This is a genomic window from Flavobacterium foetidum, assembly GCF_004634245.1.
Taxonomy (GTDB): domain Bacteria; phylum Bacteroidota; class Bacteroidia; order Flavobacteriales; family Flavobacteriaceae; genus Flavobacterium; species Flavobacterium foetidum.
The window spans coordinates 17,565-44,238 of record NZ_SJTF01000008.1 but is presented as its reverse complement, the minus strand read 5'-3'; the positions used below and the strand labels follow the sequence as shown (position 1 = coordinate 44,238).

Annotated in this window: 14 protein-coding genes; 5 read left to right on the top strand and 9 right to left on the bottom strand. The window is 37.0% G+C overall.

Going from position 1 to position 26,674, the window contains the following annotated elements; all coding sequences use genetic code 11:
* Positions 1–260: 260 nt before the first annotated feature.
* Both E0W73_RS11345 and E0W73_RS11340 read right to left on the bottom strand, forming a co-directional pair.
* Complete coding sequence (locus E0W73_RS11345; protein WP_135222200.1) at positions 261–4,034, bottom strand: calcium-binding protein; 3,774 nt, start codon at positions 4,032–4,034, stop codon at positions 261–263.
* 244 nt (positions 4,035–4,278) lie between these two features.
* Positions 4,279–9,612 carry a T9SS sorting signal type C domain-containing protein gene (locus E0W73_RS11340; RefSeq protein ID WP_162847698.1) on the bottom strand — a complete coding sequence of 1,778 codons (5,334 nt, stop codon included), beginning with the start codon at positions 9,610–9,612 and terminating at the stop codon, positions 4,279–4,281.
* A gap of 268 nt (positions 9,613–9,880) precedes the next feature.
* On the opposite strand from E0W73_RS11340, the gene E0W73_RS11335 reads away from it, so the two are divergent.
* From E0W73_RS11335 to E0W73_RS11325, 3 genes are all read left to right on the top strand, one after another.
* On the top strand, positions 9,881–10,357 hold the full coding sequence (locus E0W73_RS11335) for a regulatory protein RecX (protein ID WP_135222198.1): 477 nt from the start codon (positions 9,881–9,883) through the stop codon (positions 10,355–10,357).
* Between the two features lie 403 nt (positions 10,358–10,760).
* A complete protein-coding gene (locus tag E0W73_RS11330) occupies positions 10,761–15,086 on the top strand; it encodes a T9SS sorting signal type C domain-containing protein (protein ID WP_135222197.1) in 4,326 nt (1,441 codons plus the stop codon).
* 157 nt (positions 15,087–15,243) lie between these two features.
* Positions 15,244–18,312: a DUF7507 domain-containing protein gene (locus E0W73_RS11325; RefSeq protein WP_135222196.1), complete on the top strand. Its 3,069-nt coding sequence runs from the start codon at positions 15,244–15,246 to the stop codon at positions 18,310–18,312.
* A 77-nt stretch (positions 18,313–18,389) separates the two neighbouring features.
* On the opposite strand, the gene E0W73_RS11320 is transcribed toward E0W73_RS11325, so the two are convergent.
* From E0W73_RS11320 to E0W73_RS11290, 7 genes are all read right to left on the bottom strand, one after another.
* Positions 18,390–19,556: a beta-ketoacyl synthase N-terminal-like domain-containing protein gene (locus tag E0W73_RS11320; RefSeq protein ID WP_135222195.1), complete on the bottom strand. Its 1,167-nt coding sequence runs from the start codon at positions 19,554–19,556 to the stop codon at positions 18,390–18,392.
* 89 nt (positions 19,557–19,645) lie between these two features.
* Entirely contained in the window at positions 19,646–20,917 is a 1,272-nt protein-coding gene (gene bioA, locus E0W73_RS11315) for an adenosylmethionine--8-amino-7-oxononanoate transaminase (RefSeq protein WP_135222194.1), read from the bottom strand.
* A 183-nt stretch (positions 20,918–21,100) separates the two neighbouring features.
* The gene (gene bioD, locus E0W73_RS11310) at positions 21,101–21,718 is read right to left on the bottom strand and encodes a dethiobiotin synthase (protein ID WP_135222193.1); all 618 of its coding nucleotides are present in this window, start codon (positions 21,716–21,718) and stop codon (positions 21,101–21,103) included.
* A 75-nt stretch (positions 21,719–21,793) separates the two neighbouring features.
* On the bottom strand, positions 21,794–22,408 hold the full coding sequence (locus E0W73_RS11305) for a hypothetical protein (RefSeq protein WP_135222192.1): 615 nt from the start codon (positions 22,406–22,408) through the stop codon (positions 21,794–21,796).
* Positions 22,398–22,901 carry an RNA polymerase sigma factor gene (locus E0W73_RS11300; protein ID WP_135222191.1) on the bottom strand — a complete coding sequence of 168 codons (504 nt, stop codon included), beginning with the start codon at positions 22,899–22,901 and terminating at the stop codon, positions 22,398–22,400. The genes E0W73_RS11305 and E0W73_RS11300 overlap by 11 nt, the downstream gene beginning before the upstream one ends.
* A gap of 7 nt (positions 22,902–22,908) precedes the next feature.
* Positions 22,909–23,769, bottom strand: a complete 861-nt coding sequence (locus E0W73_RS11295; protein ID WP_135222190.1) for a TraB/GumN family protein — start codon at positions 23,767–23,769, stop codon at positions 22,909–22,911.
* A gap of 455 nt (positions 23,770–24,224) precedes the next feature.
* Positions 24,225–25,361 (bottom strand): aminotransferase class I/II-fold pyridoxal phosphate-dependent enzyme, encoded by a 1,137-nt coding sequence (locus E0W73_RS11290; RefSeq protein ID WP_135222189.1) that lies wholly within the window; start codon positions 25,359–25,361, stop codon positions 24,225–24,227.
* A gap of 184 nt (positions 25,362–25,545) precedes the next feature.
* On the opposite strand from E0W73_RS11290, the gene E0W73_RS11285 reads away from it, so the two are divergent.
* Positions 25,546–26,418, top strand: coding sequence for a DUF2975 domain-containing protein (locus E0W73_RS11285; RefSeq protein WP_135222188.1), 873 nt, complete (start codon positions 25,546–25,548; stop codon positions 26,416–26,418).
* A gap of 3 nt (positions 26,419–26,421) precedes the next feature.
* A complete protein-coding gene (locus E0W73_RS11280) occupies positions 26,422–26,628 on the top strand; it encodes a helix-turn-helix domain-containing protein (RefSeq protein WP_135222187.1) in 207 nt (68 codons plus the stop codon).
* Positions 26,629–26,674 lie beyond the last annotated feature (46 nt).

Genomic DNA, 26,674 nt, shown 5'->3' with positions numbered 1-26,674 from the left:
TTTGTTTCGTCGGATTTTAATGTTATTTGTCGACAAAAATTTACAACAAGGTACGATTTTATTTACGCTAAATTACAGGTTTTAGGTTAAAACATTGAATTTTAACACCTTAGAACATACTTTATTCAATTATAAGAAAAAACTGTTAAATTTTCAGTAAAAAATGAGTTTGGTTAATTCAATTTAACCTTATTTCGGCGTCCTATTTTAGATTTTAATTCCATAAAAAAAATCCAACCAGTAAAGTTGGATTTCAAATCTTAAAAAATTATTTTTTTGGTTTGGACTGTATCATCATTTAAAAGAATTCTTAAAAATAAGACCTGATGGTTTGTACGCAAATCGTCAATGTGGATCTTATTTTTTAAAACTGTAGTAGCATAGAGTTGATTACCTGAGACGTCATAAATAGTGACTTTTCTAATGACTTGATTTTGAGATTCAATAGTAATTGTATTTTTCTTTACACCAACAAATAGCTCGGCATTATTAGCCAGATAATCAGGAGTGTTTAACAACTCCTTTTTGAATTTTAAAATAAAGCGTTCGTTAAAAGTACCGACTTCTGAGTTAAAATTATACGGACCGTTTGAGAGATTATGGGTAATCTTCAAATCTCGATCTTCTAGATATAAATCTGCTTCATTAAAAAAGCCATCTTGGTGATCTAACTTTAGATTGAAATTTCCCTTTAAAACCGTACTAAATCCTAGGACAATTATGTCATTTTCTGCCGTTTCCATTGCCCGTCCCTGAATAACCAATTTTTTCTGGTCTGCCAGACTGTAGAAATCAGCTGCTGCGTTGGCATTCATATCTTCAGCATCGTACATCAAATCAAAAGAATTAGAAGCATCTGGGGTATATCCAACCAAAATCTGCTTAAAGACTCCATCAGAATTTTCTAGATTAATCCAGGCTCGATGCTTTTCATCAGTGTTTGTATTTATCTCTTTTTTGAAGGGTTTAAAAAAAGAGCTATTTCGACCAGAAATGCGCATACTGTTGTTAAATTCGATAGTGCCAGAAGTGTTACTTTGAATAAAAAAAGATTGTCCCGTGGCAATCGTACCATCTGGTTCTGAGTCATTGATTCCCGATGAAAGCGCAGGACGCGTAGCTGTTCCGCCCAAAAGATTATAAACAGCGTAATCGTCGGCTGAATAATTATTATTTGTTATTGGAGTATTGTGCGTCCAGAAATAAAGAGCTCCTTTAGTTTTTGATGTGTTTTTCTTCAAAAAGAGCGCAGCATCAACAGCTGAAGGATAGGGATTTCCCACTAAACAAAAACTATCGGCTTTCTCAAATTTTATTTCGACTTTTCCATTGTTAGGAACACCTTTAAAAACACCTTCAAATACGGATCTCTGCGTGGACGAATAATTCTGAGGCGCTCTAATAAGGTAACCTTTTCCGACTGTCATAAAGCTTTCAGGAAGTTCAATTTTCCACTTCTCTAAAACATCATTATAAGAATAGTACTTATCTACTAAAGTATTAGGAGAAAAATCAATCAGCTTTTGATGATCAACTGGAGATGACCAATAAGTAAAATCAAATTTTAATACTGGCTGTGTTTTTCTTTTTAAATGTATGATACCAGTATTTACCATCTCGTCATCTGACTGATAAAGACTTGCAGAATTTTCAAGAACAAGGGTTCCTAAACCTGTATAAGAAAACTCAATTCCTAAAGTATTCCCACTTAATAATGTAACTGTTTTTTGGCCTTCGATCGTGCAACTGCAAACATTTGCCGAAGTCAGATTAGGGAAACTTTCTTTAAACACAACTTCCTTACCTCCAGATGGGAATCCGTTTGACCAATTATTTCCATCCCAAACGGTTGAATCCAAACATAATTTTAATTTTGCTATTCGATGTTTGGAAATCCCTGAGACCGAATTAAAATTCCCGCCAATCACCAATCTATAGTCTGCAGAAACCCTCATAGAATACAATGTATTATTGAGCGAAACCGAGAATGACGGATCAAAATTCCCGTCTTGCATTACACGTATCAATCGCAGTGAAGGACTATTTTTATAAGTTCCTGAAAAACTTCCTCCAATAAGAATCCTGTTATCTGGCTGTACAAAAATACTGCGTACATCTCCTTTGCTAAAACCTGCTCCTGAGTTGAAACTGTTATCTAAACTACCGTCTGAATTCAATCGTAGAATTCGCTTTTGTGAAATCAAATTAAATGTCAAAAAGTTTCCTCCTATTACTATTTTACCATCAGGTTGCAACGCCATGGCATAGATATATTTATCAAAACCAAAACCTATAGTAAACGAAGAATCTATACTACCATCAGAATTAAGACGCACAAGTCTTGGGTGTTCTATGCCATTAAAATTTGAAAAATTACCCCCAACCAGAATTTTCCCGTCAGGCTGTACAATAACCGATTGTATAATTCCGTCTGCACCACTTCCCGGATTGAAACTGGTGTCACGAGATCCGTTGGGCAGTATTCGGACAATTTTTCCTGCTGCAATTCCGTTGTACGAAGCAAAATTTCCTGCTGCAATTATTTTATCGTCTGACTGTAAGGCTAAGCAATAAACCTGATTATTAAATCCTTTTCCGATATTAAAACTAGCGTCAATAGAACCATCGCTCAAAATTCGTACAATACGGCTTGAACCTGTATCGTTGTATTTTAAAAAATTTCCTGCTGCTATAATTTTTCCATCCGTTTGTTTAATCAGAGCTTTTATTAGATTATCAGCACCGTTGCTGTTTTTATTAAAATCAGGATCTAAGGTACCGTCTTCCAACAAACACGCAATTCTCGAAGATGGATTGCCATTAAACTTTTTAAAACTTCCTGCAGCGATTATTTTATTGTTCTCTAAAGCCTGAATATCAAAAACAGAATTATCAAAACCTACTCCAGCTGCTAAGTATGAAATGTCGTGTACTCCTTCGCTATCAACTTTGGCTAATCTGCCTTGATTTTCTCCATCAAAAATAGAAAATGAACCACCTATAAACCATGATTTTTCATCATCAAAAGCTAAAGCCAAAACCTGGGCCGATGCAGGTCCCGAACCAATGTCAAAATCAGTATTGATATCGCCATTCGGATTAAGCAAAACCACTCGATTGACATCGGCTCCATTATAAAAGCCAGTAAACGAACCTCCTGCCATAATATTTCCTTCAGAATCAATTTTTAAAATCTGAACACCTTCTTTGCTAAATCCTGAACCTGTTGTGTTAAAGGCACTATCACGGGTTCCGTCGCTATTAAGACGAATGATTCGATTTGCATTACTTCCGTTAAATTCGGTAAAATTACCTCCAACAACGATTTTTCCGTCGGTTTGAATTTCAATAGCATTTACGTCATCGTTGAAGGCACTACCGGTGTTAAAACTTACATCTATAGTTCCATTGGAATTCAATCTTGCAATACGATTTGCCGCACTACCGCTAAAAGAAGAAAAATTACCTCCAATAATAAGTTTTCCATCAGATAAGGCTTTGACACTTGTAATATTAAGAGAGGAACCCACTCCTGTAGAAAAAGAGGTATCAAGAGTACCATCCGGAAAAATACGAGCAATACGATTTACGGTGACATTATTGTATTTTGTAAAACTTCCCACAATTACAATTTTCCCGTCAGATTGTACAGCAATATCATAAATAATTCCCGTTGGAGAACCCGTGCTTGAATTGAATGAAGCATCGTATGAACCATCGGCATTTAATCGTACCAATCTATTAGCACTATGTCCGTTAAAAGACGTAAAACTTCCTCCGACTAGAATTTTACCATCGGGCATTAGAAAAACGGAATAAACTTTACCATTCAAGCCGGTGCCTAACAAAAAATCTTCATCTACTGATCCATCTGGTTTCAATCGGCTTAAATAAGATAGCGGAACCCCATTTAAACTCAAAAAGTCACCTCCGACAATCATATTGCCATCGGGTTGCAGTGCTAACACTCTCACGGCATTATCAAATCCATCACCACTCAGCCCATCATCCAGAGTGTTAAAAAAAGAATCCATCTTTCCCTGTTGCGCGAAAAGAAATGCTTTAGGGGGAAAAAGAACTATGATTGCCACATAAAATAATTTTCTAATCAAAGTCTTAATATTTAGGTTAATTTAAAAAGTAAGAATTAACCTAAAATTAATTAGCTGAGTTCTAATATGCAATCCCTAAATTTAGGGATATTTAAAAAAGAAAAGAGTCCATTCTTTTTTATCAGAATGAACTCTTTTAATATGTCCTTTAAGGCACTTTTAACTACTAATAAAAAATGATCTTCTTCGTTAAAGTATGGCCATTTTCTAAGGCTACTTTTACCATTAAAACTTGGTCGGCTACCTGCAAATCATTAATTCTTAATTCGGTTGTATTGATTTTCTTTTTATTGAAAACCAACTGACCTCCCACATTAAAAATAGTCACTTCTTTTAAATTTTCTTTAGTCGAGATAATGCTAACCTTTTTGTCTTTTACCGCAATCAACACACTTTCGTCAATGTTTTCAAAGTCTCCAGTTCCGAGCGTTTTAGAAGTGTATCGAAGTACAAAACGGTCAGCAAAAGTTCCCACCGCTGTTGTAAACGTATAATCGGCAGTTCTTAGGTCATGGATTGTTCCCGTTTTCTTGTCTTCAAGATAAACAGCCTGCTCTGCAAAAAATCCGTCAGTATGATCGATTCCGATTGTGAAATTCCCCGCTACTGTAGTCTTGTACCCAAGAGGAACAATATCGGCTTTGTCGAAAGGAAGCGCCCTTGCCTGAATCGTCAAAAGGTCTTTATCGTTTATGCTGTAAAAATCAACAAAGCTGTTGCTTGCCATCGTTACGGCATCGTAGTTTATGTCCATTTTGTTTGTGGCATTTTCAACGTAACCGATAAGGGCTTGTTTGAAAGCTCCTTGAGAGTTGGTGAAATTCAGCCATAGACGATTTTTCTCAATTTTAGAAGTCTTAGCTGTTTTGAAGAACTGAGCGTTATTACCTCCCACTCGCATGCTGTTGTTGAATAAGATTTCGTTTCCTGCTGGCTGTGCAAAGAATCCTTGTCCAGATGCAATGTAACCTGTAGGTTGTGCAGCACCACTTGTGGTTACTACGCCTCCAGTAAGACTGAATACCGCATAATCGTTACTCGTATAGTTGTTTGTCGCACTACCTCCAATAGAACTGCTCGGCGGGGTGTTATGCGTCCAGAAGTACAAAGCTCCGACATCTGTTCCGGCAAGGTGGTTTACATCTATCAATTCTTCAGCATCAAGAGCAGAAGGATACGGATTCCCGATAAGGTTCCAATTTCCTGAAACTGGGTGTATTGTATAAGGACCATTGTTTGGTGTACCGATGAACGATCCGGTGTAGATAGCAGGAACAGTCGTACTGTAAGATTGAGGAGCTCTCACGATATAGCCAACGCCGTATTCCATATTGACATTTCCGTAGTTTTTAATTACCCATTTCTCTCCAGCTGCATCATAACTGTAATATTTGTCCAGCAATGTATTTGGCGACAAATTATGAAGAGTGTTGTCTGCACCTGTCACTGGCGTTGACCAGTAGGTAAAATCATAACGTCTTACTGGCTGGGTATTTCGTTTGTAAGTAATATAACCGTTGTTTGTCGCATTGGTAGTCTGAATCAAGCTCGAATTGTTTTCGAATATCAATTGGCCATTTGTCGTTACCGCATTCGTAATTGTTAACGTTACATTTGGATTAACTGTTACAGTATTTCCAGAATTTATAGTTAGAGAACAAGCTTGTAAGTCTGCCGTTATCGTGAAAGGAGCTGCAAAAATTACTGCTTTCGAATTATTCGGAAGCCCTTGCGACCAAGTTGTACCATTCCATGTTGTAGAAGAATCATCTGTAATATCAGCCGTTACCTGACCCGAAATACATCCTGAAGCATTTTCAACTGTAAAATTATAAGTTCCAACCGCAAGTCCCGAAATAGTAGTACTGCCACCAGTACCTGGAATATTTTGTGATGCTGTTCCTGTTTGATGTATTGTCCAAGCTCCTGAAGATGGCAAAGCGCTTAATGTTATAGTTCCTGTATTCGAACAAGTAACATTACTGTCAACATTTGCTGTTGGAGTTGTTGGTACTGGATTTACAGTTGCATTTATCGCATTCGAAGTTGCCGGACTTCCTGTCAAACAAGGTGAAGCATTGGATGTCATGCGAACCGTGATTGTATTCCCGTTGGCAAGTCCAGTAGTCGTGTAAGTTGAGTTTGTAGCACTCGGAATCAAACTTGCTCCATTGTACCATTGGTATGTTGGTGCGGTTCCTCCATTTGTCGGAGTTGCAGTAAATGTTACCGAAGTACCCGCACAAATTGCTCCTGCTGGAGAAGCCGCAATACTAACACTAGCTGGCAAATTTGGATTTACGGTCATGTTTATCGCATTAGACGTTGCCGGACTTCCTGTCAAACAAGGAGAAGCATTGGATGTCATGCGAACCGTGATTGTATTCCCGTTTGCAAGTCCAGTAGTCGTGTAAGTTGAGTTTGTAGCACTCGGAATCAAACTTGCTCCATTGTACCATTGGTATGTTGGTGCTGACCCTCCATTTGTCGGAGTTGCAGTAAATGTTACCGAAGTGCCCGCACAAATTGCTCCTGCTGGAGAAGCCGCAATACTAACACTGGCTGGCAAATTTGGATTTACGGTCATATTTATCGCATTCGAAGTTGCCGGACTTCCGGTCAAACAAGGTGAAGCATTGGATGTCATACGAACCGTGATTGCATTTCCGTTTGCAAGTCCTGTAGTCGTGTAAGTTGAATTTGTAGCACTCGGAATCAAACTTGCTCCATTGTACCATTGGTATGTTGGTGCCGTTCCTCCATTTGTCGGAGTTGCAGTAAATGTTACCGAAGTGCCCGCACAAATTGCTCCTGCTGGAGAAGCAGCAATACTAACACTGGCTGGCAAATTTGGATTTACGGTCATGTTTATCGCATTCGAAGTTGCCGGACTTCCGGTCAAACAAGGTGAAGCATTGGATGTCATGCGAACCGTGATTGCATTTCCGTTTGCAAGTCCTGTGGTTGTGTAAGTTGAATTTGTAGCACTCGGAATCAAGCTTGCGCCATTGTACCATTGGTATGTTGGTGCGGTTCCTCCATTTGTCGGAGTTGCAGTAAATGTTACCGAAGTGCCCGCACAAATTGCTCCTGCTGGAGAAGCCGCAATACTAACACTGGCTGGCAAATTTGGATTTACGGTCACAGTAAAAGTTGTTCCAGTACTTGTACATCCATTTGCATTTCTTACAGTAAGTGTTCCTGTGTAAGTCCCTGGATTGGCTGCAGCCGGAATCGCAATATTTATAGGAGTTGTTGTTAATGAAGCATTCGAAACTGGAAGAAATGAATTTGCTGGAGTCGAATTCCAAACAATGCTGTAAGATGTCGGTGTTCCTGTTACAGCCGAATAACTCAAAGCTGTACTGACTGTACCCGCACATATAGCTGTTGCAGTAGTTGAATGTGTAATTGTTGGCAATGGAGTAACCTTTACCAATACCAATCCTGAAATATTTGTACAACCATTAATAGTAACTTTTCTTCTAAACCAAGTATCCTGAGTTATAGCCACTGTTGGAGTATAATTTTGAGTATTGTTGGTTCCTGGAGCATTTGAAAAAACTCCAGAAGCACTAGTACTTGTTTCCCATAAATAGGAAGTAACTGTTCCTGTAGGAAGACTTCCTGAAATTGTTCCCGGTACAGTTCCTGAACATATCGGCTGTGAGTAATTAGCAGCGATATACAATCTCTTTTCTAGACCAACACATCCATCATCAAAAACACTATTTGAAGCGGCAATAGTAACCGTATTTGAATTTCCTAAAAGATAACTCTCCGCAACTGATTGACTCAAAGTAGAATGACATGAATTATTTACAGTAAATGAACCGCAGCTTCCGTTTGGCAAACCATAACTTGCGAAACTTACATTGTTAAAATAATTTCCTGTCGGGGCAGTCAAAGTAAGGTTGTTATATTCTTGTACCTGATTACAAATTTGGGTTGAACCAGCTAGGGTAATTCTGTTATTAACATCCCCCGGATTTACAGTTACTGTAACAGTAAATGGCGTTCCTGAGCAGCTTCCCGTTAAAGGCGTTACTGTATAAACAACATTTTGTGCAGTTGTACTGAAATTGGTAAGAGTACCAGAAATAACAGACGCGCCACTTCCTGCAACACCACCTTTTACTCCAGCTGGCATTGTTGGTATAGGCCAACTGTAGGTTGTACCTGATGGCACAGTTCCGTTAGTACCATTTACTGGCGTCACCGAAAAGTTTCCATCGGAACAAATTGAAGCAGTCATAGCCGAAATTACAGGTTTTGCACTAATAACAAAGTTTGCAACCGTCCTTCCGCTACATGTTCCACCAGCTGATGCATAAAAAGAATAAGTTCCTGGTGTATTTGTATTTGGCAAACCTGAGTTTGCCACACCTACTGGGTTAAAAGGTGAGCCTGTCCCTATTAAAGAACCTCCGCTTGGTTGTGTATACCATCCTACGGTCGCCAAAGTTACCTGACCACCGCTCGGAGGCGTAACAGTCCAAGAATAATTGCCTGTGTAGGTTCCACCAACATTTGAATAAGTTGTAGAAATCAATGTATAAACTACTCCTGCAGTTAATGAAGGAGTCATTCTAGGCTCACGTTGAGAGCCATCTACGTCATCATCTCCTACTACCCATCCTGTACCACATGTACCAGGAGTAAGCCCTTCACTATAGATATAAGCCATCCCATCATAATCTGAAGTGTCTGTCATCTTAAAAGTATAAGTTCCAGATACATCTACAGTAAAAGTAGTTGCAGTATAATTTCTTACTACATTGGCAAATCCACAATTAGTATTATTCTGCATAGATGTCGTAATGATTCTTGCAGTAGGATCGGTGGCAGCATTCCAAGAACCTGAAAATGTATTTGTCGTAACTCCAGTCCCTGGAGAGAATGTGGCACTCACGACCCCCGAATCGCCTTGACAAATACTTGTTCCCGTAGTTGTTGGTGATGCAATACATGAAACGTTACCATTGAAAGTAAAGTTATCTATACTAAAAGTTCTTGATACCCCGCTACCCCAAGCATATATTCTAAACTTTATTATTGTTCCAACATTTTGAAATGAGGATCCACTCAACGACACAGTTCCACCACCAACGCCAAGAGTTGCGATATCTGAAGCAAATCCATCAATACTAGACCTAACAGAAACACCTGAAATATTATTAGAAGTACTTGTATAAACTAGACTGTTAAAATCTATTTTATATCCAGCAGTTGGAGTTAAAGTAAATTCAAAATAATTATTCGCGTTAAAAGAAGTACCCCAACCAGTAGCATTATATCGATCATTTGCAGGAGAACCAGTTAAGTTAGGTGACCTCCCAATTCCTAAAGCAGTAAGATTTGATGCAACAGTTTGTCCAGTAGTATAAGGATTTGCTGAGTTAGGATTAGTTCCCGTTATTGGATTGTTCCAAATAGACTGCGCAAAAGTTACACAAGGAAAAACAATAAAGATAACGAACAAAAGTAATTTTCGTTTCATAGGCATGTGGTATTATGTGATAAATTTGTTTTTGGGCGTAAAAAAGAAAAATGAAATTCGAGCGTTTTTTATCTAATTTTAATGTTCAAATCTCGTTTTGAAACTTATTGAACATTTGTTAAAATTTTAGAGGCAAAAAAATGTCGATTCGGTGGTTGGCCGAATTTTTTGCATTCTTTCTTTTTTACAAATATTAACAAATTTTAGAATAATTTTGCTATCAAATGCAATAATTCACATTTAATCGTTAAAAAGAAAGAAAAAGCCGATGAAAGACATTATAACACCAAAAGAAGCTTTACAAAAATTGGAAAATTTTTGTGCTTATCAGGAACGTTGTCATGAAGAAGTGGTGGCAAAATTATACAGCTTGAAAATGAATTCTGACGAAATAGATTTGATCATTGTAAAGCTTATTGAAGGAAATTTTTTAAATGAAACTCGCTTCGCCTGCAGCTTCGCAAGAGGCAAACACCGCATAAAACACTGGGGTAAGCTGAGAATTACTAGCGAACTTAAAGCTCGAAAAATTTCAGCAACAAATATAAATTTAGCTTTGAAAGAAATTTCTACTGAAGAATATTTTGAAACTTTTGAGAATCTTGCCGAACGTCATTGGGGCAATTTGTCAGAAAAAAATCCTCTTAAAAAAAGACAAAAATTCTGCGACTATCTGCTTCGAAGAGGTTATGAAAGTAATCTGATTTATGAAAAAATGAAAGAATTTGAAGAAAAAAAGGATTAATTTTTTGTTGAACTTTTTACCAAATTTTCATTTTTTAACAAATTTTGCTCCTTACACTCAATACTGTATTAAATTCCTGACGAAACACAATACTACTTTTGGTTGTAATTTATTCCAAATTTGAGGATTTTATACTCAAACTCGCATTTTTACGACTAAAAGTTAAAAAATACAACTAAAAAAAGCATATTTTTTGAGATTATTCCTATAATAAATTTTAACATTTTATAAGAATAAACGGCAAAAGCGATTTTTTGGCGTGTATTTTGTCGATTTTATTAACATTTCATCGATTATATAGCCATTCTTAAAACCCTAACTATTTCCCGCACGTAGATGTATCTATCTTTGCGACGCATCAAAATCTTATGCCAGCATAACAACCTGATAGAAAACATTTAACATGAAGAAAACTTTACTTTTATTTTTATTGTTACCCTTTTTTGGGTTTGCACAAGCCTTAAATGGAACGTATACTATTAATTCCGGAAATGCAGCGCCTTTTAATACTTTGCAAAATGCAATTGCTCGAATTAATTCAGTAGGAGTATCTGGACCTGTTGTGTTTTTATTAAATCAAAATCAAACTATTACTTCAACGCTTACTATTAATCAATTTAGCGGTACAAGTTCTACCAATAGATTAACAATTAGACCTGCTTCTGGTAGTAATGTGGTAATTTCTGGTGCGGTTGCTGGTCCCATGATAACTTTCAATGGAGCAGATAATATAATTATTGACGGAAATGATTCAACGACAGATAATAGATTAAGAATTTACAACACCTATAACGCAAGCCCCGAAACAACTAAGGCTGGAATCGCTCTTAATAGCAATGCAGATAATAATATTATCAGGAATCTGACAATTCAGCTGAATGTTGTTGATACTACAAAAGATGTATATACTATAGGAGTTTTTGCAGGTGGAAATTCTTTTGGTAGTACAGGTGTTAATTCCAACAACACTGTTTCTAAAGTAACTTTTACAAATGTGAGCCAAGCAGTTTTTGTTGATGGTTCAAACAACAATAACACAATCAACTGGACAATATCAGAAAATACAATTGGGTCTACCACAGATGCTAATAAACCATCGTTGGGTATCTATTTGAGTAATGTGAACGGATATACAATTGATAAAAATCTAATATCCGGAATTAGAAAAAATTCGAATTACAACAGCAGAACCGCTTCAGGGATTACCATAGTAGGAAGTAGTTCAGGTACAATCTCAAATAATAAAATCAGCGATATTGCAAATAATATATATAACAACGGAAGTTCTACAGCAGGAATATTTATAGATAACAACACTAGTACAACAATATATAATAATATTATCAGTAATGTTTACAACACTACAACTGATAATAATGATTATAACTATCATAATAAAGGTCAGGGCGTTTATATAAAATCAGGTTCAGGTTATAATATTTATCACAATACTATTGTAATGAATTATGCAAATGCAAGTGCATATTCTTCATGTTTATACTTAGAGGGTGGGTCTAACTATGATATTAGAAATAATATATTTTACAATTCACAATCAACTGGAACACAATATTCCTTCTTTTCAGCTGTTGGAGTTACAACATTAAACTATAACTGTCATTACGTAACAAATAATGCATCAAATTTTAACGCAAAAATTTCTGGGCAAGCCACTACATCCTTTGCAAACTGGAAAACAAATACAGGAAAAGATGCTAATTCCGTAAATTCTGCACCAGTATTTTTATCTGATTTCCACTTAAATACTACAAGTGCAGCAAACAATTCGCTTGCAGGTCAATTAATTTCAACAGTCACAACAGATATAGACGGAGAAGCAAGAGTAAAACCTTACATGGGTGCTGATGAAGTAGTAGCATGTACACCAACAGGTGACCAAAATACCTTTGGAACAAACTCATGGATTGGATATGTTTACAATTGGACCGGAGCAAATCCGAATCCGGCTAATCCAAATACAGTGCCTGTTTCTTCAACTTCAACTTATATTGGAACTGTAACCGAAAACGCGCTATTTGATAGAAATATTGGAAATGGAGCTGTAAATGGTGTTACAAGAACTATAAATTGTGACACTCCTCCAAGTGATAATTTCTTTGTTCGCTACAAAATGAGAACTACGACTGCCGCTGGTATTTACAACTTTACCATTGGCGGAGATGATGGTGTGCGTTTGTATATTGACGGTACCTTGGTGAATGTTGCTCCGGCAAATTCATATACTGGACATGGCTATAACTCATATGCCGCACAAGTAACATTAAGTGCTGGACAACACGATTTTGTTTTAGAATATTTTGAAATGGGAGGCGCAAGCAGGGTTTCATTTTCTTATGGAATTATTAGTACTGTTTTGGGTGCTAGCAATCCTCCTGGTATTGACAAATGGAATGTTTACGGTTATACTCTAGCAAATCTTGACCTTCCTGCTTACAGTTATGCTGGAAGTTATGTAGACAATAATCTTAACATTGCTACTACCGCTTTTTGGAATAGAGCTGTTTCACCGTATTCAGCAACTGGATGGAGCGGGGCACCGGTTCCTGTAGATAATTTTACTATAAGCTATAAAAGAAAAGGTTTCCCTTGCGGAAGATATAGAATCGTTGTAGCAAATTGCGATGATAATCTTCGAATTTACCATAACGGAACTTTAATTTACACAGCCGGTGGAAACATCAACAATAATACCGCAGCAGTAAACAATACAACTTACGATCTTGGTGCTGATTCTGAAATAGAAGTGCGTTTACAAGAAGATGCGGGAGACGCTCTTATGAATGTTAACTTTATACCTTCAACTGCGCCAGGTGATGCCGCAAATGCACCAACTGCTTCTGCTACAAAACAGCCAAGCTGTGCAGATAATACAGGTACAATTACTGTGACAGATCCTGCTTCGGGAACTGGATTCACATACAGCATTGACGGAACCAGTTACACTAATACTTCTGGTGTATTTACAAACTTAACCGCAGGTTCATATAATGTTACGGTTAAAAACACAAGCACGGGATGCATCTCTCCAGCAACTGTTATCACCATAACCCCACCAGCAGGAAAAGTATGGAACGGAAGCACAAGCACTTCTTGGAACACTCCTTCAAACTGGACTCCTTCAGGAGTACCGACAGCAACAGACTGTGTTGAAATTCCGAACGTAGCGGTTAAACCTCTTCTTGCTGCAAGTACTGGAACGTATTATGCTTATTCATTAACGGTTAATGATCAAGCGTCGTTGACTGTTGGTTCAAACAATACTATGCAAGTTACAAATGCCGTAACGGTTTTAGGAACGGGCCAATTGGTATTCGAAAACAATTCGAGCTTGATTCAGACTACCAATGCGACAAACAACGGTTATATTACTTACAAACGAAATACCCAGCCAGTAAGACGTTATGATTTTACCTACTGGTCAACGCCAGTGACAGGTGCAGACAACACTCTTCATAATTTGTCGCCAAATACATTGCTGGACAAATATTACAGTTATGATGCAGCTGGACAGAAATGGGTAATTAAAAACTACGGAAATGTCAATATGGAATACGGAGTTGGCTATATCGTGAGAGCTCCTCAATCTTACAGTACGACTGTTCCTGCTGTTTACACTGGATCGTTTATCGGTACGCCAAACAATGGGCCTTATACAATACACCCAGTTTCAGGAAATTGGAACCTTATTGGGAATCCGTATCCTTCTGCTCTTGATGCTGAAGAATGGATAGATGTAAACCACCTTGCCGGAACTGATATCGGAGCTTTGTACTTCTGGACGCATAACTCGCCTCCAAGCAGTGCCGTTAGCGGTAACGCTACAAACAACTACACCAGCAACGATTATGCGGTATTCAGTCTTACTGGTAGTGTTGCGACAACAAGCGGTGCAGCTAGCCCGAATGGTTACATCGCCGCTGGACAAGGTTTCTTTATACAGCCAGCCGGAAACTCAATTGTCTTCAACAACAGCATGCGAGTGGGAGGGAATAACGCTCAGTTCTTTAAAACAGCTAAGACTTCTAAAATTGAGAAAAACCGTCTATGGCTGAATTTCACCAACGCACAGGGAGCATTTAAGCAGGCTCTTATTGGATACGTTGAAAATGCAACTAACGGCATGGATACAAATTACGATGCCTTGACGATGGCAGGCAACAGTTATATTGATTTCTACAGCATAAACGATAAAGATCTTTTAACTATCCAAGCACGTGCGCTTCCTTTTGACAAAGCCGATATTGTTCCTCTTGGATACAAGACTACAGTAGCGGGGAATTTCACAATCGGAATCGATCATACTGATGGATTTTTTGCAGAGCAGGCTGTTTATCTTGAAGACAAGAAAACGGGAACAATCCATGACCTAAGAACTGCCGACTATACATTTACAACAACGGTGGGAACTTTTGCAGATCGATTCGCTCTTCGCTATACTTCTAAGACTCTTGGAACAGGAGACTTTGAAAATATTGAAGAAAGTATATTGATTGCGGTAAAAGATAAAACAGTAAGCATCACTTCGACTAAAGAAAACATTAAGGATGTCCTTATTTATAATATCGGAGGACAGGAAGTATACAACAAGAAAAAAGTCACGGCAACGGAACTGCAGATTAGCAACCTGCAGGTATCCGAACAAGTTTTGCTAGCAAAAGTAACCTTAGAAAATGGTCATATTGTTACTAAGAAAATCATTTTCAGATAAATAATAATAACCATCAAAAATCCGGCAATCAACATGCCGGATTTTTGTGCGTTCAAAAGGAATCTGAATTGAGTCAATCTAAACATCAAATACAATAACTGATTAACATTCAAAATACGAAAAAGAAATATTACGAAACTTTAACCGACCCAACCCCATGTTATCAAAACCAATTTTGAATCTTCATAGTTTATCTTTAAAAAGCTTAGGAATTCTTTTTTTCCTGATTTCTTTTAAAACTATAAGCCAGACAACCGTTACCAGAATTCATACAGACTGGAACGGATATTGGACATCTAACTCTACAACAGGTGTAGGTAATCGTCCGAATACAGAAAATAATCTTCTCGCTTTTTTATGGAATGGCACTACCTATTCTACCGGTGTAAATGATGCCACTCTTACCACAAGAGGAGTTAGTTTTAATGCTCAAAAATACCGAGCTTTAAAAATTCAAACCATCGGAATTGATCCAAGCACCTATTTCCTTCAAGGCGCTATGATAGACGGATCCAATTCAACTGCAACTTTGACGCCGCCTCTAATGGGGGCCACTTCGACTGGTCCGGAACTTGCTTCCCGACTTACTGATGGGGTAAACGGACTTACACTTGGAACTGGTATTGCAAACATCAAAGCAGGAACAGCCGAATTTAAAATCGGAACAAACAATCTTACCATTTCGGGTATTGAGGATAATATCCCTGATTTGATTATAACTCAGGTTGCCGAACCGGGTGGTACGCCAGACTCATTTAGATTCGTGGATGCTTCTGGAGCAACAGTTGGAAACTCCTTATCTGTTTCTTTTGGATCTGTAACTGCCATTGGAACTTACAGTCTAGATTTATTTAGAGCCGATAATGGCGCAATGGCTTTTACGGCTGCGGCTACCCGAGATATCCGAATAGTTGGAATAGAAACCAAGTCGTTTGGAATTACGCCTGCAAATGCTTCGCAAGTTGACCGCTTTATTGTAACTTTCTCTGGAAACTCCGATTGTGCTTTTATTGCCTTTAATACAAGTTCACTAAAAATAGCTGAATTGAGTATGATCAAAAGAGCATCAATTGCTACTTGCGGTAAATTAGGCGATACTGTTACTTATACTTTTGATATCAAAAATACTGGTGAAGTGCCTGTTACCAACATTTCTGTTACCGATCTTATGCCGGGCTTAACCATTACAGGCAATTCTATTCCGAGTTTGGCTGCAGGTGCCTCTACAACACTTACAGGAACTTATACCATCACGGCAGCCGATGTCGCAGCCGGAAGGATTACTAATACAGCAAAAGTTACAGGAACAGATCCATCTTTAAACATTGTCGAGGATATTTCAGGACAGACTTATACCGACAACATCGCAACAGTAATCGATTTACTACCACCCCCTACCATCGGCACAGTAACCAATACAACTTGTTCTGCATTAGGAAGTGTAGTGCTGAACAATCTGCCATCAGGAAACTGGACTTTAGAAAGAACTCCTGGAGGCGTTGTAACCAACGGTTCTGGAACTACGGCAACGATTACTAATATTCCTGTCGGCACATCATACTCATTTAGAGTAACCAACAGTACTGGCTGTAAATCACCTTCATCCACAACGTTTAACATAACCAACCAGTCATCTACAACATGGAATGGTACAATTTGGTCAAATGGAACGCCTGATAGTTCAAAAGGAGTAACTTTCTCTGGACCCTATACGATAACATCAGATTTAACTGCGTGCTCTTTAACTGTTAATTCTGGTGTAAATCTTGTAGTTCCGACAGGCGTTACATTAAACATAACAAATGCTGTTACTGTTTCCGCAACAGGTTCATTAACTTTTGAAAACAATTCAAGCCTTGTTCAGATTAATAATGTTGCCAACACTGGAAATATCGTATACAGACGTATTACAACTCCCGTGCGTCGTTACGATTTTACGTATTGGTCTGCTCCGACTTACAGTGCTTCGTATAAGCTTAATACTTTATCTTCAAATACATTATTAGATAAATATTACAGTTATAATGCCACTACTCAAAAATGGGTAATCAATAATTACGGAACTTTGACAATGATGCCGGGTATAGGTTATATTGTTCGTGCGCCTCAATCGTATAGCACTACTGTTCCAGCGACTTTTTTGGCATCTTTTGTAGGTGTTCCTAATAATGGAGACATCCCTGTAACAACGGTTACTGGAAATTGGAATCTAATCGGAAATCCGTATCCATCTGCTGTCGATGCCGAAGATTTCATCAGAATCAACGGTCTTGCAGGCACAAATGTTGGTGCATTGTACTTCTGGACACATAATACATCTCCAAGCGCAGGAATTCCGGGAGACAAGACTAACAATTATAGCAGTAGCGATTATGCAGTATTCAGCCTTGTGGGTGGAGTTAAAACCAGCAACGGAGCGGCGAGTGTAGATGGTTACATTGCTTCTGGCCAGTCGTTCTTTATTCAACCAACAGGAACTTCGGTTATTTTTAACAATGCTATGCGTGAAGCTGGACACAATACACAGTTTTTCAAAACAAACAGAACCGAAAAAAATCGTCTTTGGTTAAATTTCAGCAATAATGAAGGAGCGTTTAAACAAACTTTGATAGGATATATAGAAAATGCAACCAACAAAATGGATCCCAACTACGATGCCGTAACCATGGGCGCAAATAGTTATGTGGACTTTTACACTATCAACGATACAGATAATTTAACCATTCAGGCACGTGCACTTCCTTTTGATGACGCAGAGATAATTCCGCTGGGATACAAAACCACTTTTGCGGGTGATTTCACGATTGCTATAGACCAAGGAGAAGGTTTATTTGCAAATCAGGCTGTTTATCTCGAAGACAAAAAAACAGGTACAATCCACGATTTAAGAAATGCTGATTATACATTTACGTCGACAGTAGGAACTTTTACAGATCGTTTTGTATTGCGTTACACCTCTAAGACACTCGGCAACGATGATTTCGAAAATATCGAAAATGGTGTTTACACTTCCGTGAAAGCCAAAACGATTACCATCAATTCTTCAAAAGAAAACATTAAAGAGGTCTCGATTTACAATATCGCCGGACAATTGGTTTTCACTAAAAAGAAAATTAATGCATCTGAATTAAAAATTAATAATCTGCAAATGGGCGAACAGGTTTTATTAGTCAAAATAATTTTAGAAAACGACCATGCAATAAATAAGAAGATCATTTTCAATTAATTCGAACCGATTTTCAATAAAAAAAATCCATTCCAGAGATTCCGGAATGGATTTTTTCTATTTAGGGCTGTAACAATCTATGCTTTTTCAATCAAAATACTGACTGCGTTTCCGCCGAAACCTACTGCATTTATCAAAACTTTTTTGATTGGTTTTTGCTCAAAATCTGATTTAGCAAAAGGCACTCCGATAAAAGTATTGTGTTTTATCATTAATAATGCAAGCTCAAGGCTTAAGAGTCCCGATGTTCCAAAAGTATGCCCTATTTTCCATTTATTGGTGGTTAGCAATGGTAACGGAGAACCAAATACTTTTTCTATTGCACGAAGTTCTGTCAAATCTCCTTTTATGGTTCCTGGAGCATGCATCACGATAACGTCGATGTCGTTTAGTTTTTCGTTTTGTAAAGCCATTTTCATAGATTTCTGAAAACAGTCTGCCTCTGCAGAAATTGAAATATTATGTTCCAAAATTTCTGTCGCATATCCAAAACCGCTGATGTACGCAATTGCATTTTCTTTTTCTCCTGCTTCGAGACAGCATACGGCAGCGCCTTCACCCAAAACCATTGTATTTTGTGTTTTATCAAAATCAAATGCTAGATTTGGCCAAGATTCTTCATCAATATTTATTCTAGAGTAGATTTTGAGTGCACGCATCTGTGCAATTGTAAAATCTGTCAAAGGCGCTTCGCTCCCTCCCGCCAAAAATTTAGTTGCCATTCCTGAATTCAGCCAAGCGATTCCGTTTAAAACAGCATGCAAAGCTGTTGAACAGGTAATGGAATGCGAAATTTCAGGACCATTATTCTGAAGATCATGAGCAATCCAAGATGAAATATTTCCTAAAGTAGTCGTCGGCGAGGCCAATGTCTGCGCTTTTCCGTTCTCCAAATATTCCTTATAATGTTTTTCGAACAAATCTGTTGCTCCTCTAGACGAACCTATATTGATTCCAAAAACATCCTCTTTTGTCCATCCAGCATTCTTAACCGCAGTTCTAGAAGCTGCCAAAGCAAACAAAACAGAATTGTCTAGAAATTTATACTTAACATCAGATTCTCTAATTTCATTTATAATTTCTTTCGATGCCACGCTCAAAGCAGCAACAGGAGTTTCCTGATTATCTAAAAATTGCTTTGTAAAACAATGTTGAGGAAAAAGATAGTTCTCCCAAACTTCTGTTTCTGTATTTCCCAACGGAGAAATAGACGAAAAGGCGGTTATAGAGATTTTAGCATTCAATGTATTGATTTTTAAATGTTTTCGACAAACAAACCATATAAATGATATAACGAAATTTAAACTTTTGCACAGCGTGACGTTAGAATAATTTATACCATTTCGATTGCTTCTTCAATGGTTTTATAAACTTTTTCAAGTTGTTTGTCTGTCATAATATATGGAGGCAGTATATAAACGATATTACCAACTGGTCTTAAGACAACGCCGTTTTCGATAAAGAAATTGTATAGTTTGGTTCGCATAGAACCGTAATAGGTTTCTTCGGAATCCGATTTTATTTCGACAGCAAAAATAACTCCCAAGGTTCTTGCAGTTATCACTTTCGGATGTTTTTCAATCTTTTCCTGAAACAAAAGATGACTCTTATGTATTCTTGTAATGTTTTCCTGCATTTCCGGAGTCTGCAGCAAATCGATACTGGCCAAAGCAGCCGCACATCCTGTCGGATTTGCCGTAAAAGTATGTCCGTGAAATAATGCTTTATTGATGTCGTCATCATAAAAAGCTTCAAAAATATCCTGAGTAAAAGTGGTGATTGCCATCGGAATAGTGCCTCCCGTTAAGGCTTTAGACAAACAAATCATATCCGGTTGTTCGGTTGCATGATCCATAGCAAAGTTTTTGCCTGTTTTTCCAAAACCTGTCATTACTTCATCTGCAATAGTCAAAATGTTATTCTTTTTGCAAATCTTGATGAGTTTGTCTAAAGCTTCGGGTTCGTACATCACCATTCCGGCAGCGCCCTGAACCAAAGGTTCAAAGATAAATCCGGCACAATTATGTTTTTTTATGACTTCTTCCAAAGCATCAAAGCTTGCCTGTTCTTTTCCTTTTACCGGAACCGGAACTCGGACCACATCAATAAACATTCCCTGAAAAGCCATCGTGTAAAAAGAAATCCCACTAGCAGCCATTGCGGCAAAAGTATCTCCGTGAAAAGCATTTTCAAAAGCTATAATAGTGGTCTTTTTTTCGCCTTTATTAAAGAAAAACTGCAAGGCTACTTTTATCGCCACTTCAACTGCGGTCGATCCATTATCCGAGAAGAATATTTTCTTTTGGTTTTTCGGCAGTATTTCCATCAGTTTTTCTGCCACTTTTACAGCGGGTTCATGTGTAAAACCTCCGAACAAAACATGTTCTAAGGTCGTAAGCTGCTTGTAAATGGCATCGGCAATCGTTTTATTGCTGTGCCCAAACGGATTTACCCACCAAGAAGCAATTGCATCAATATATTCCTTATTGTTTTCGTCCCAAAATAATGCGCCTTCAGCTTTTGTAATGGCAATAGGTGCCGAAGCAGTTTTGTGCTGCGTATAAGGATGCCAGAGATATTGGCTGTCTTTTTCTACTAAACCCATATTTATTTTAAAATGAGATAATTGAACAGAAAACAGAGAGAATAGAGAATGGAATATAGAGGAAAGAGAAAAAACTAACTCTAAACTCAACGATAGTTATCGATGCCCTATATTCTACACTCAAACCCCTATATTCTATTCTCCACATCTATATTCTATATTCTATTCTCTATATTATACATTCTACAAATCCATAAGCTTTTCTCGAAACAAGTCAGCATATTCACGAATTACATTTTGGTCAAAAAATGGTTCCTCATCTATTCTACCAATGCATTTAATTCCGGTTTTATTTAGAATCAAACTTTCTGTTGATTTGTTTTCGCTTCCGCTAAAGATAATTCCGTCGACTTTAGATCCGTTACGCTGAATTGCTTCAATAGTCAACAAGGTATGATTTATACTTCCCAAATAATGCCTTGAAACTACAATAATTTTATAATCTGGCCGAATCAAGTCTGCAATCGTATCTTTTTCGTTTAAGGGAACAAAAATTCCTCCCGCTCCTTCAATCACGAGATGATTTTCTGTTTTTGGTTCCTGAATTTCCTTTAAATCAATGGTGATTCCGTCAATCGCAGCGGCCAAATGCGGACTAGCCGGCGTATTCAATTTGTAACTGTTTTCGAAGATTTTAGTTTTTGTATTCGAAATTCTAGCTTTAATCTTATGACTGTCCGAATTATCTAAATCTCCAGCCTGAACTGGTTTCCAATAATCAGCTTCTAAGGCTTCGACAATAATAGAAGAAGCAATTGTTTTTCCAACATCGGTAGAAATTCCGGTAACGAATATTTTCATAACTTTTTTGAATCTGCTTTTGATGCTGTAAAAGTACCAATAAAACAAAACCCATCAGTTACGATGGGCTTACTTTTATTCTTCTTTTAATTCGTCTATTACTTTTCTGATTTCTTTAGCATATTTTCCGTAGAAACATCTTACTGTCCATTCCAGCAAAATTCCCATAAACAAAATGCAAAAAACAACTATGAAAAAAACACTTATTAATTGTTCATTGTTGAAATCCGTTATTTGAAATCCTCCTGGCTTTATAGAATATTTATCATAGAAAAGCCCAATCGAAAACAACACTAAAAAAGGCGTTAGGGCAAATCCAAACGTTTTGTACAGCTCCATATTCAATCTTATATCAAAATAAGTTTCGTAAAGACTATCTTTCGTTTTTAACGTAATATTATTTAATCTTCTGTAAAACAGATAAAGCTTTGTCAAATAATACACGCAAACCGCAAAAAAGATACTGAAGAGCAGATAGAAAGGTGCAATCCACTTTTGCGAAAAACCATATAAAAAAGGCGTCGCCCCTATTGCCAATACAGCTATTACTTGCATAATCAAATCATTTCTCAGGTTTCTTCTGATTTTGCCCAAAGGCGTATTTGCCGATTCGATTTTCTCTAAATTCGGAAGAACAATATTCTGAGGCTTTTCATTGTTCCATGCGTTTTGTATATCGTTAAAATCCATATCCTTGATTTTTAATAATTTCTTTTAATTTTTCTTTTGCTCTGTTTAATTTTACTCTGGCATTTCCCTCAGAGATTCCAAGATTCTCACCAATTTCTTTATGCGAGAAACCCTCGAGCTGATAAAATATGATTGCTTTGTCGATTTTTTCGAGTTTCTGTACCGCCTTGTAAAAATGGTCTAACTGACTTTCTTTTATAGCCGAATCGCCTTCATCATCTTTTATGTTTTCAGATGCGATTTCATATTTATCTACTTTACGTTTTTCTTTCCTCAAAAAAACAATTGAAGTATTTACCGCCACACGGTACATCCAGGTCGAAAACTGACTTTCATTCCTAAAAGTATCATACGATTTCCAGAGCTGACATACAATTTCCTGAAATAAATCCTGCTGGTCATCATGATTGTCCATGTACATCTTAGAAACTTTGTACAAAATCCCTTTATGACTTTCGATTCGGTTTAAAAATTCTTGTTCTTTCTGTTTCAAAATAAACTTAATTCAGTACTGGTTTTACACTATATCCCGCTTTTCTTAATAAATTGATTACACCATACTCACCACCCAAATGCGCCGACCCGACAGCAAAAAACACACTTTCTTTTTTCATTAGTTCAGGCATAATTTTAACCCAGTTAAGATTTCTGTTATCCAAAATCTGCTTTTTGGTTTTTTCACTGGTCACTTTTTTATCTGTAACAATGTCATATAAGCCATTTAGATTTTCTACCTTATATTCAGCAATAAGCTTAATCGCTTCCTCTCCGTTAGATTCTTGTAGCAATGTAATCATTTCGTCATTTGTGTAAGCACCTTCAAACATTGCAAATTGAAACTTAACTGTTTCAAGTCCGCCAACTTCGATGTTTTTCTTTTTAGCCATCTCTATAAATTCCATTTCATAGAATTTCATGTCTGAACAGCCAAAAGATTTCATCGAAATAAGGCTCATTATAGACATCAGACTAAAATTATCCACTTGCTGCACAGACATTCCGGTTCTCTTTTTCAGAATAGCATCTAAGCTAGCCAATTGTTCAGAACTCAGTTTTTTGCTCAAAGGCTCTTTTCCCATTGCCATTTTCTGCATATCCAAAGTCTCGTTAGGATCCGCAAAATTGATTTCTAAAACGAGTTTATTTGAAGCTTCAAATGCTTTTTTTGTCTTTTCGCTCAAAAAATAGTCTGGCGAACAAATCATATGTATTGTCCCGTATAAGTATGAAGGTTTTTCCAGTCCGTTTCCCGAAACCTCCCACAGAAGCGTTTTCTCTAGTTTTGGAGCCGTTTCCTGAGCTTTTGCCGTAAAACCGATTGCCAATATAAATACTATTACTAATTGGATTAAATTTTTCATTTTGTTGATTGATTAGTTGATGAGTGATTGATTGAAATTTGATTGATGATTGAAACTTCTTCTAGTATTTAGTACTTTTTTTTCTCTGCCATGAGGCCAAAACTCCCACAAATAAACAGACAGTGATAATGATACCGATAATTTTTATTAGAAAGTAGCTTACCAAGCCTAACAAAAATCCTATAGAAGCATAAAAGATAATTTTAGAAAAATTTTCTTTTGACGAAGTTAATTTTGATTTCATAGCATTTATTTTTTTGATTACGACTCGTAAGTGATAAAACAATCAAAACGTTACAAAAAAAATTAAACTATTTTAAGAAAGCGAGTAAATACAAGGGATGAGAAGTGTGTTTTTTTTAACCCTTCGCTGTTGTTGTCGAATTTTTTCCTTTTTTGAGATTTATCGGTATAGATATCAAATCTCATAAATCTGTATCCGTTAAATCCGCTACCTAATACACGAAATTCCTTAGCAATTCTAATACTTGAGTTATTTCTTCCTCAGTATTGTAACTATGAATGCAAAAACGAAGACGCTCTTGACCTTCGGGAACGGTAGGCGATAAAATGGCTTTGATATCAAAACCTTTGTCCTGAAGTTCCTGTGCAAGATTTTTAGCATTTTGGTTCCCTGGGATAAGGGCAGATTGTATTGCCGACTTACTGCGGACAAAAATGGGTTTTAATCCCAAGAGGTTTTTCTGTCGATTGAAAAAAACAATATTCTGGCGAAGCTTCTCGATTGTTTCTTTTTCGCTTTCCAAATGCTCATAGGCCGTCAAAATTGTAGCGACAGAATGTGGAGATAATCCGGTCGTGTAAATAAAACTTCGGGCAAAATTTATGAGATATTCTCGAAGTTCAATACTTCCTAAAATAGCTGCGCCATGATTGCCAAGTCCTTTTCCGAATGTCATGATTCTAGCAAAAATTCGGTTATGCAATTGAAGGTCTTGCGTCAATCCTTCACCTCTTTCTCCAAAAACGCCTAAAGTATGCGCTTCATCGACAACCAAAAAACAATTGTATTTTTCGGAAAGAAGCACAAGTTCCTCCAAATTTGGACAATCGCCATCCATAGAAAAAACAGTTTCGGTTACAATGTAAATATTGGCCTCTGGAAATTTTACAACCAAACGTTCCAAATCTTCAAAATCATTGTGAAGAAACTTGTATGATTTGGCATTAGACATCAAAATTCCATCTCGAATAGAAGCATGGCTTAATTCATCATACAAAATAACATCATTTCGTTGCGGTACAGCACTAAAAAAGCCAACGTTGGCATCATAACCCGAATTAAATAGTAAAGCCGATTCTGAGTCGTGAAATGCCGCGATAAATGATTCTGCTTGCTGATACAGCGAATGGTTTCCTGAAATGAGCCTCGAACCCGTTGCGCCGTTCTGGATAATATCATTTTCAATAAGGTAATGATGTGCCAGTTTAAAAATCGATTCCGACTTTGAGAAACCGATATAATCATTTGACGAAAAATCTACCAGATTATTAAAACTTGGCAGTTGTCGGAATGAATTATTTTGTTTTCTCGTTTCGAGCTTCTGAATGAGGTTTTGGGCTAGTTTCATAAAAACAAAGTTATGAAATTGATCCTAATTAAATAACAGCAAGCCAAAGGCCGACCTATCGTTTAGATTCGTATTAAGTGACTACATAAAATTTTTATCGATAAGTAAAATCGTTATTTAATAATTAATTATCGTTTTTCGATAATTTTTATATATTTGCAACGAATCAAAAACCTAAATCATCATGAACCCAATAAAACATTTTGCATCATTGCTCTATTTTGCGGTACTATTTGCAATTATAGCTTATTCGTTTTCTCTTGTCACAACAGTGTTGGGAAAATTTTTTGGAAACGACGGACAGTTTATCATAAAAAATGGTAATTCTACCATCGTAATGGGAAACAAAACTTCTGAAGGATATTATGTGCCTGTCGCACTAACTTTACAAATTCCAGATACTATAAGAAAAAATCAGGGAGGTATTGGTGTACATGCAGCAGACTCTTATCCGCAAATAACCAGAACATATTTAGAAGACAATAAGGTGGCCAAAGCCATAAACCTCTACAATGTTAGCTCTGAAAGCAATCGAATGTCGGTTGGCTCCGATGGAAATGGCAATTATCTGCATAAACAATCCAATAGATTTAAATTTATAAAATATGCCCCAAAAGGAGATTCAGCTTATTTAAAAATGTTGACTAATGAACCTTCTACCAATGCCATGCTAGCTATAAGAGAACATCTAAACAGTCTAATTCTGATTCTAAAAATGATTTTTCTAGCATTGATTTTAAGAGAACTGGCCAAGGAAATATATTTTTCAAAATCTCTTTCAACTTATATTAAAAGATTAGGCTATGTGTTTCTTTTCTCCCAATTAGTCCCTATAATTTACAGCTTTCTTGACACTAATTTATTTGGCTATATAATGATCGAACCTCAAGTTTTAGCATCTTTGCAGGATGTTTATTTCCAAAATTTAAGCGTTACTTTTAATCCAACTCTAGACATAGAATTTTATGCCGTACTTTTAGGAAGCATTTTGGTATTGCTAACCAAACTGATTGAAAGAGGACGCTCATTAGAAGAAGAAAACGAATTAACTATTTAAATTATGCCTATTATCATCAACTTAGACGTAATGCTTGCAAAACGCAAAATGCGCTCAAACGAACTGGCAGAAAAAATCGGCATTACAACGGCTAACCTTTCTATATTAAAAACCGGAAAAGCAAAAGCAATTCGTATTTCGACCTTAGAAACCATCTGCGAAATATTGGAATGCCAGCCAGGAGACATTATGGAATATGTAAAAGAATAAAGTGTATCCCAATAAAAAAGCCAGACTAACTGTCTGGCTTTTTGTA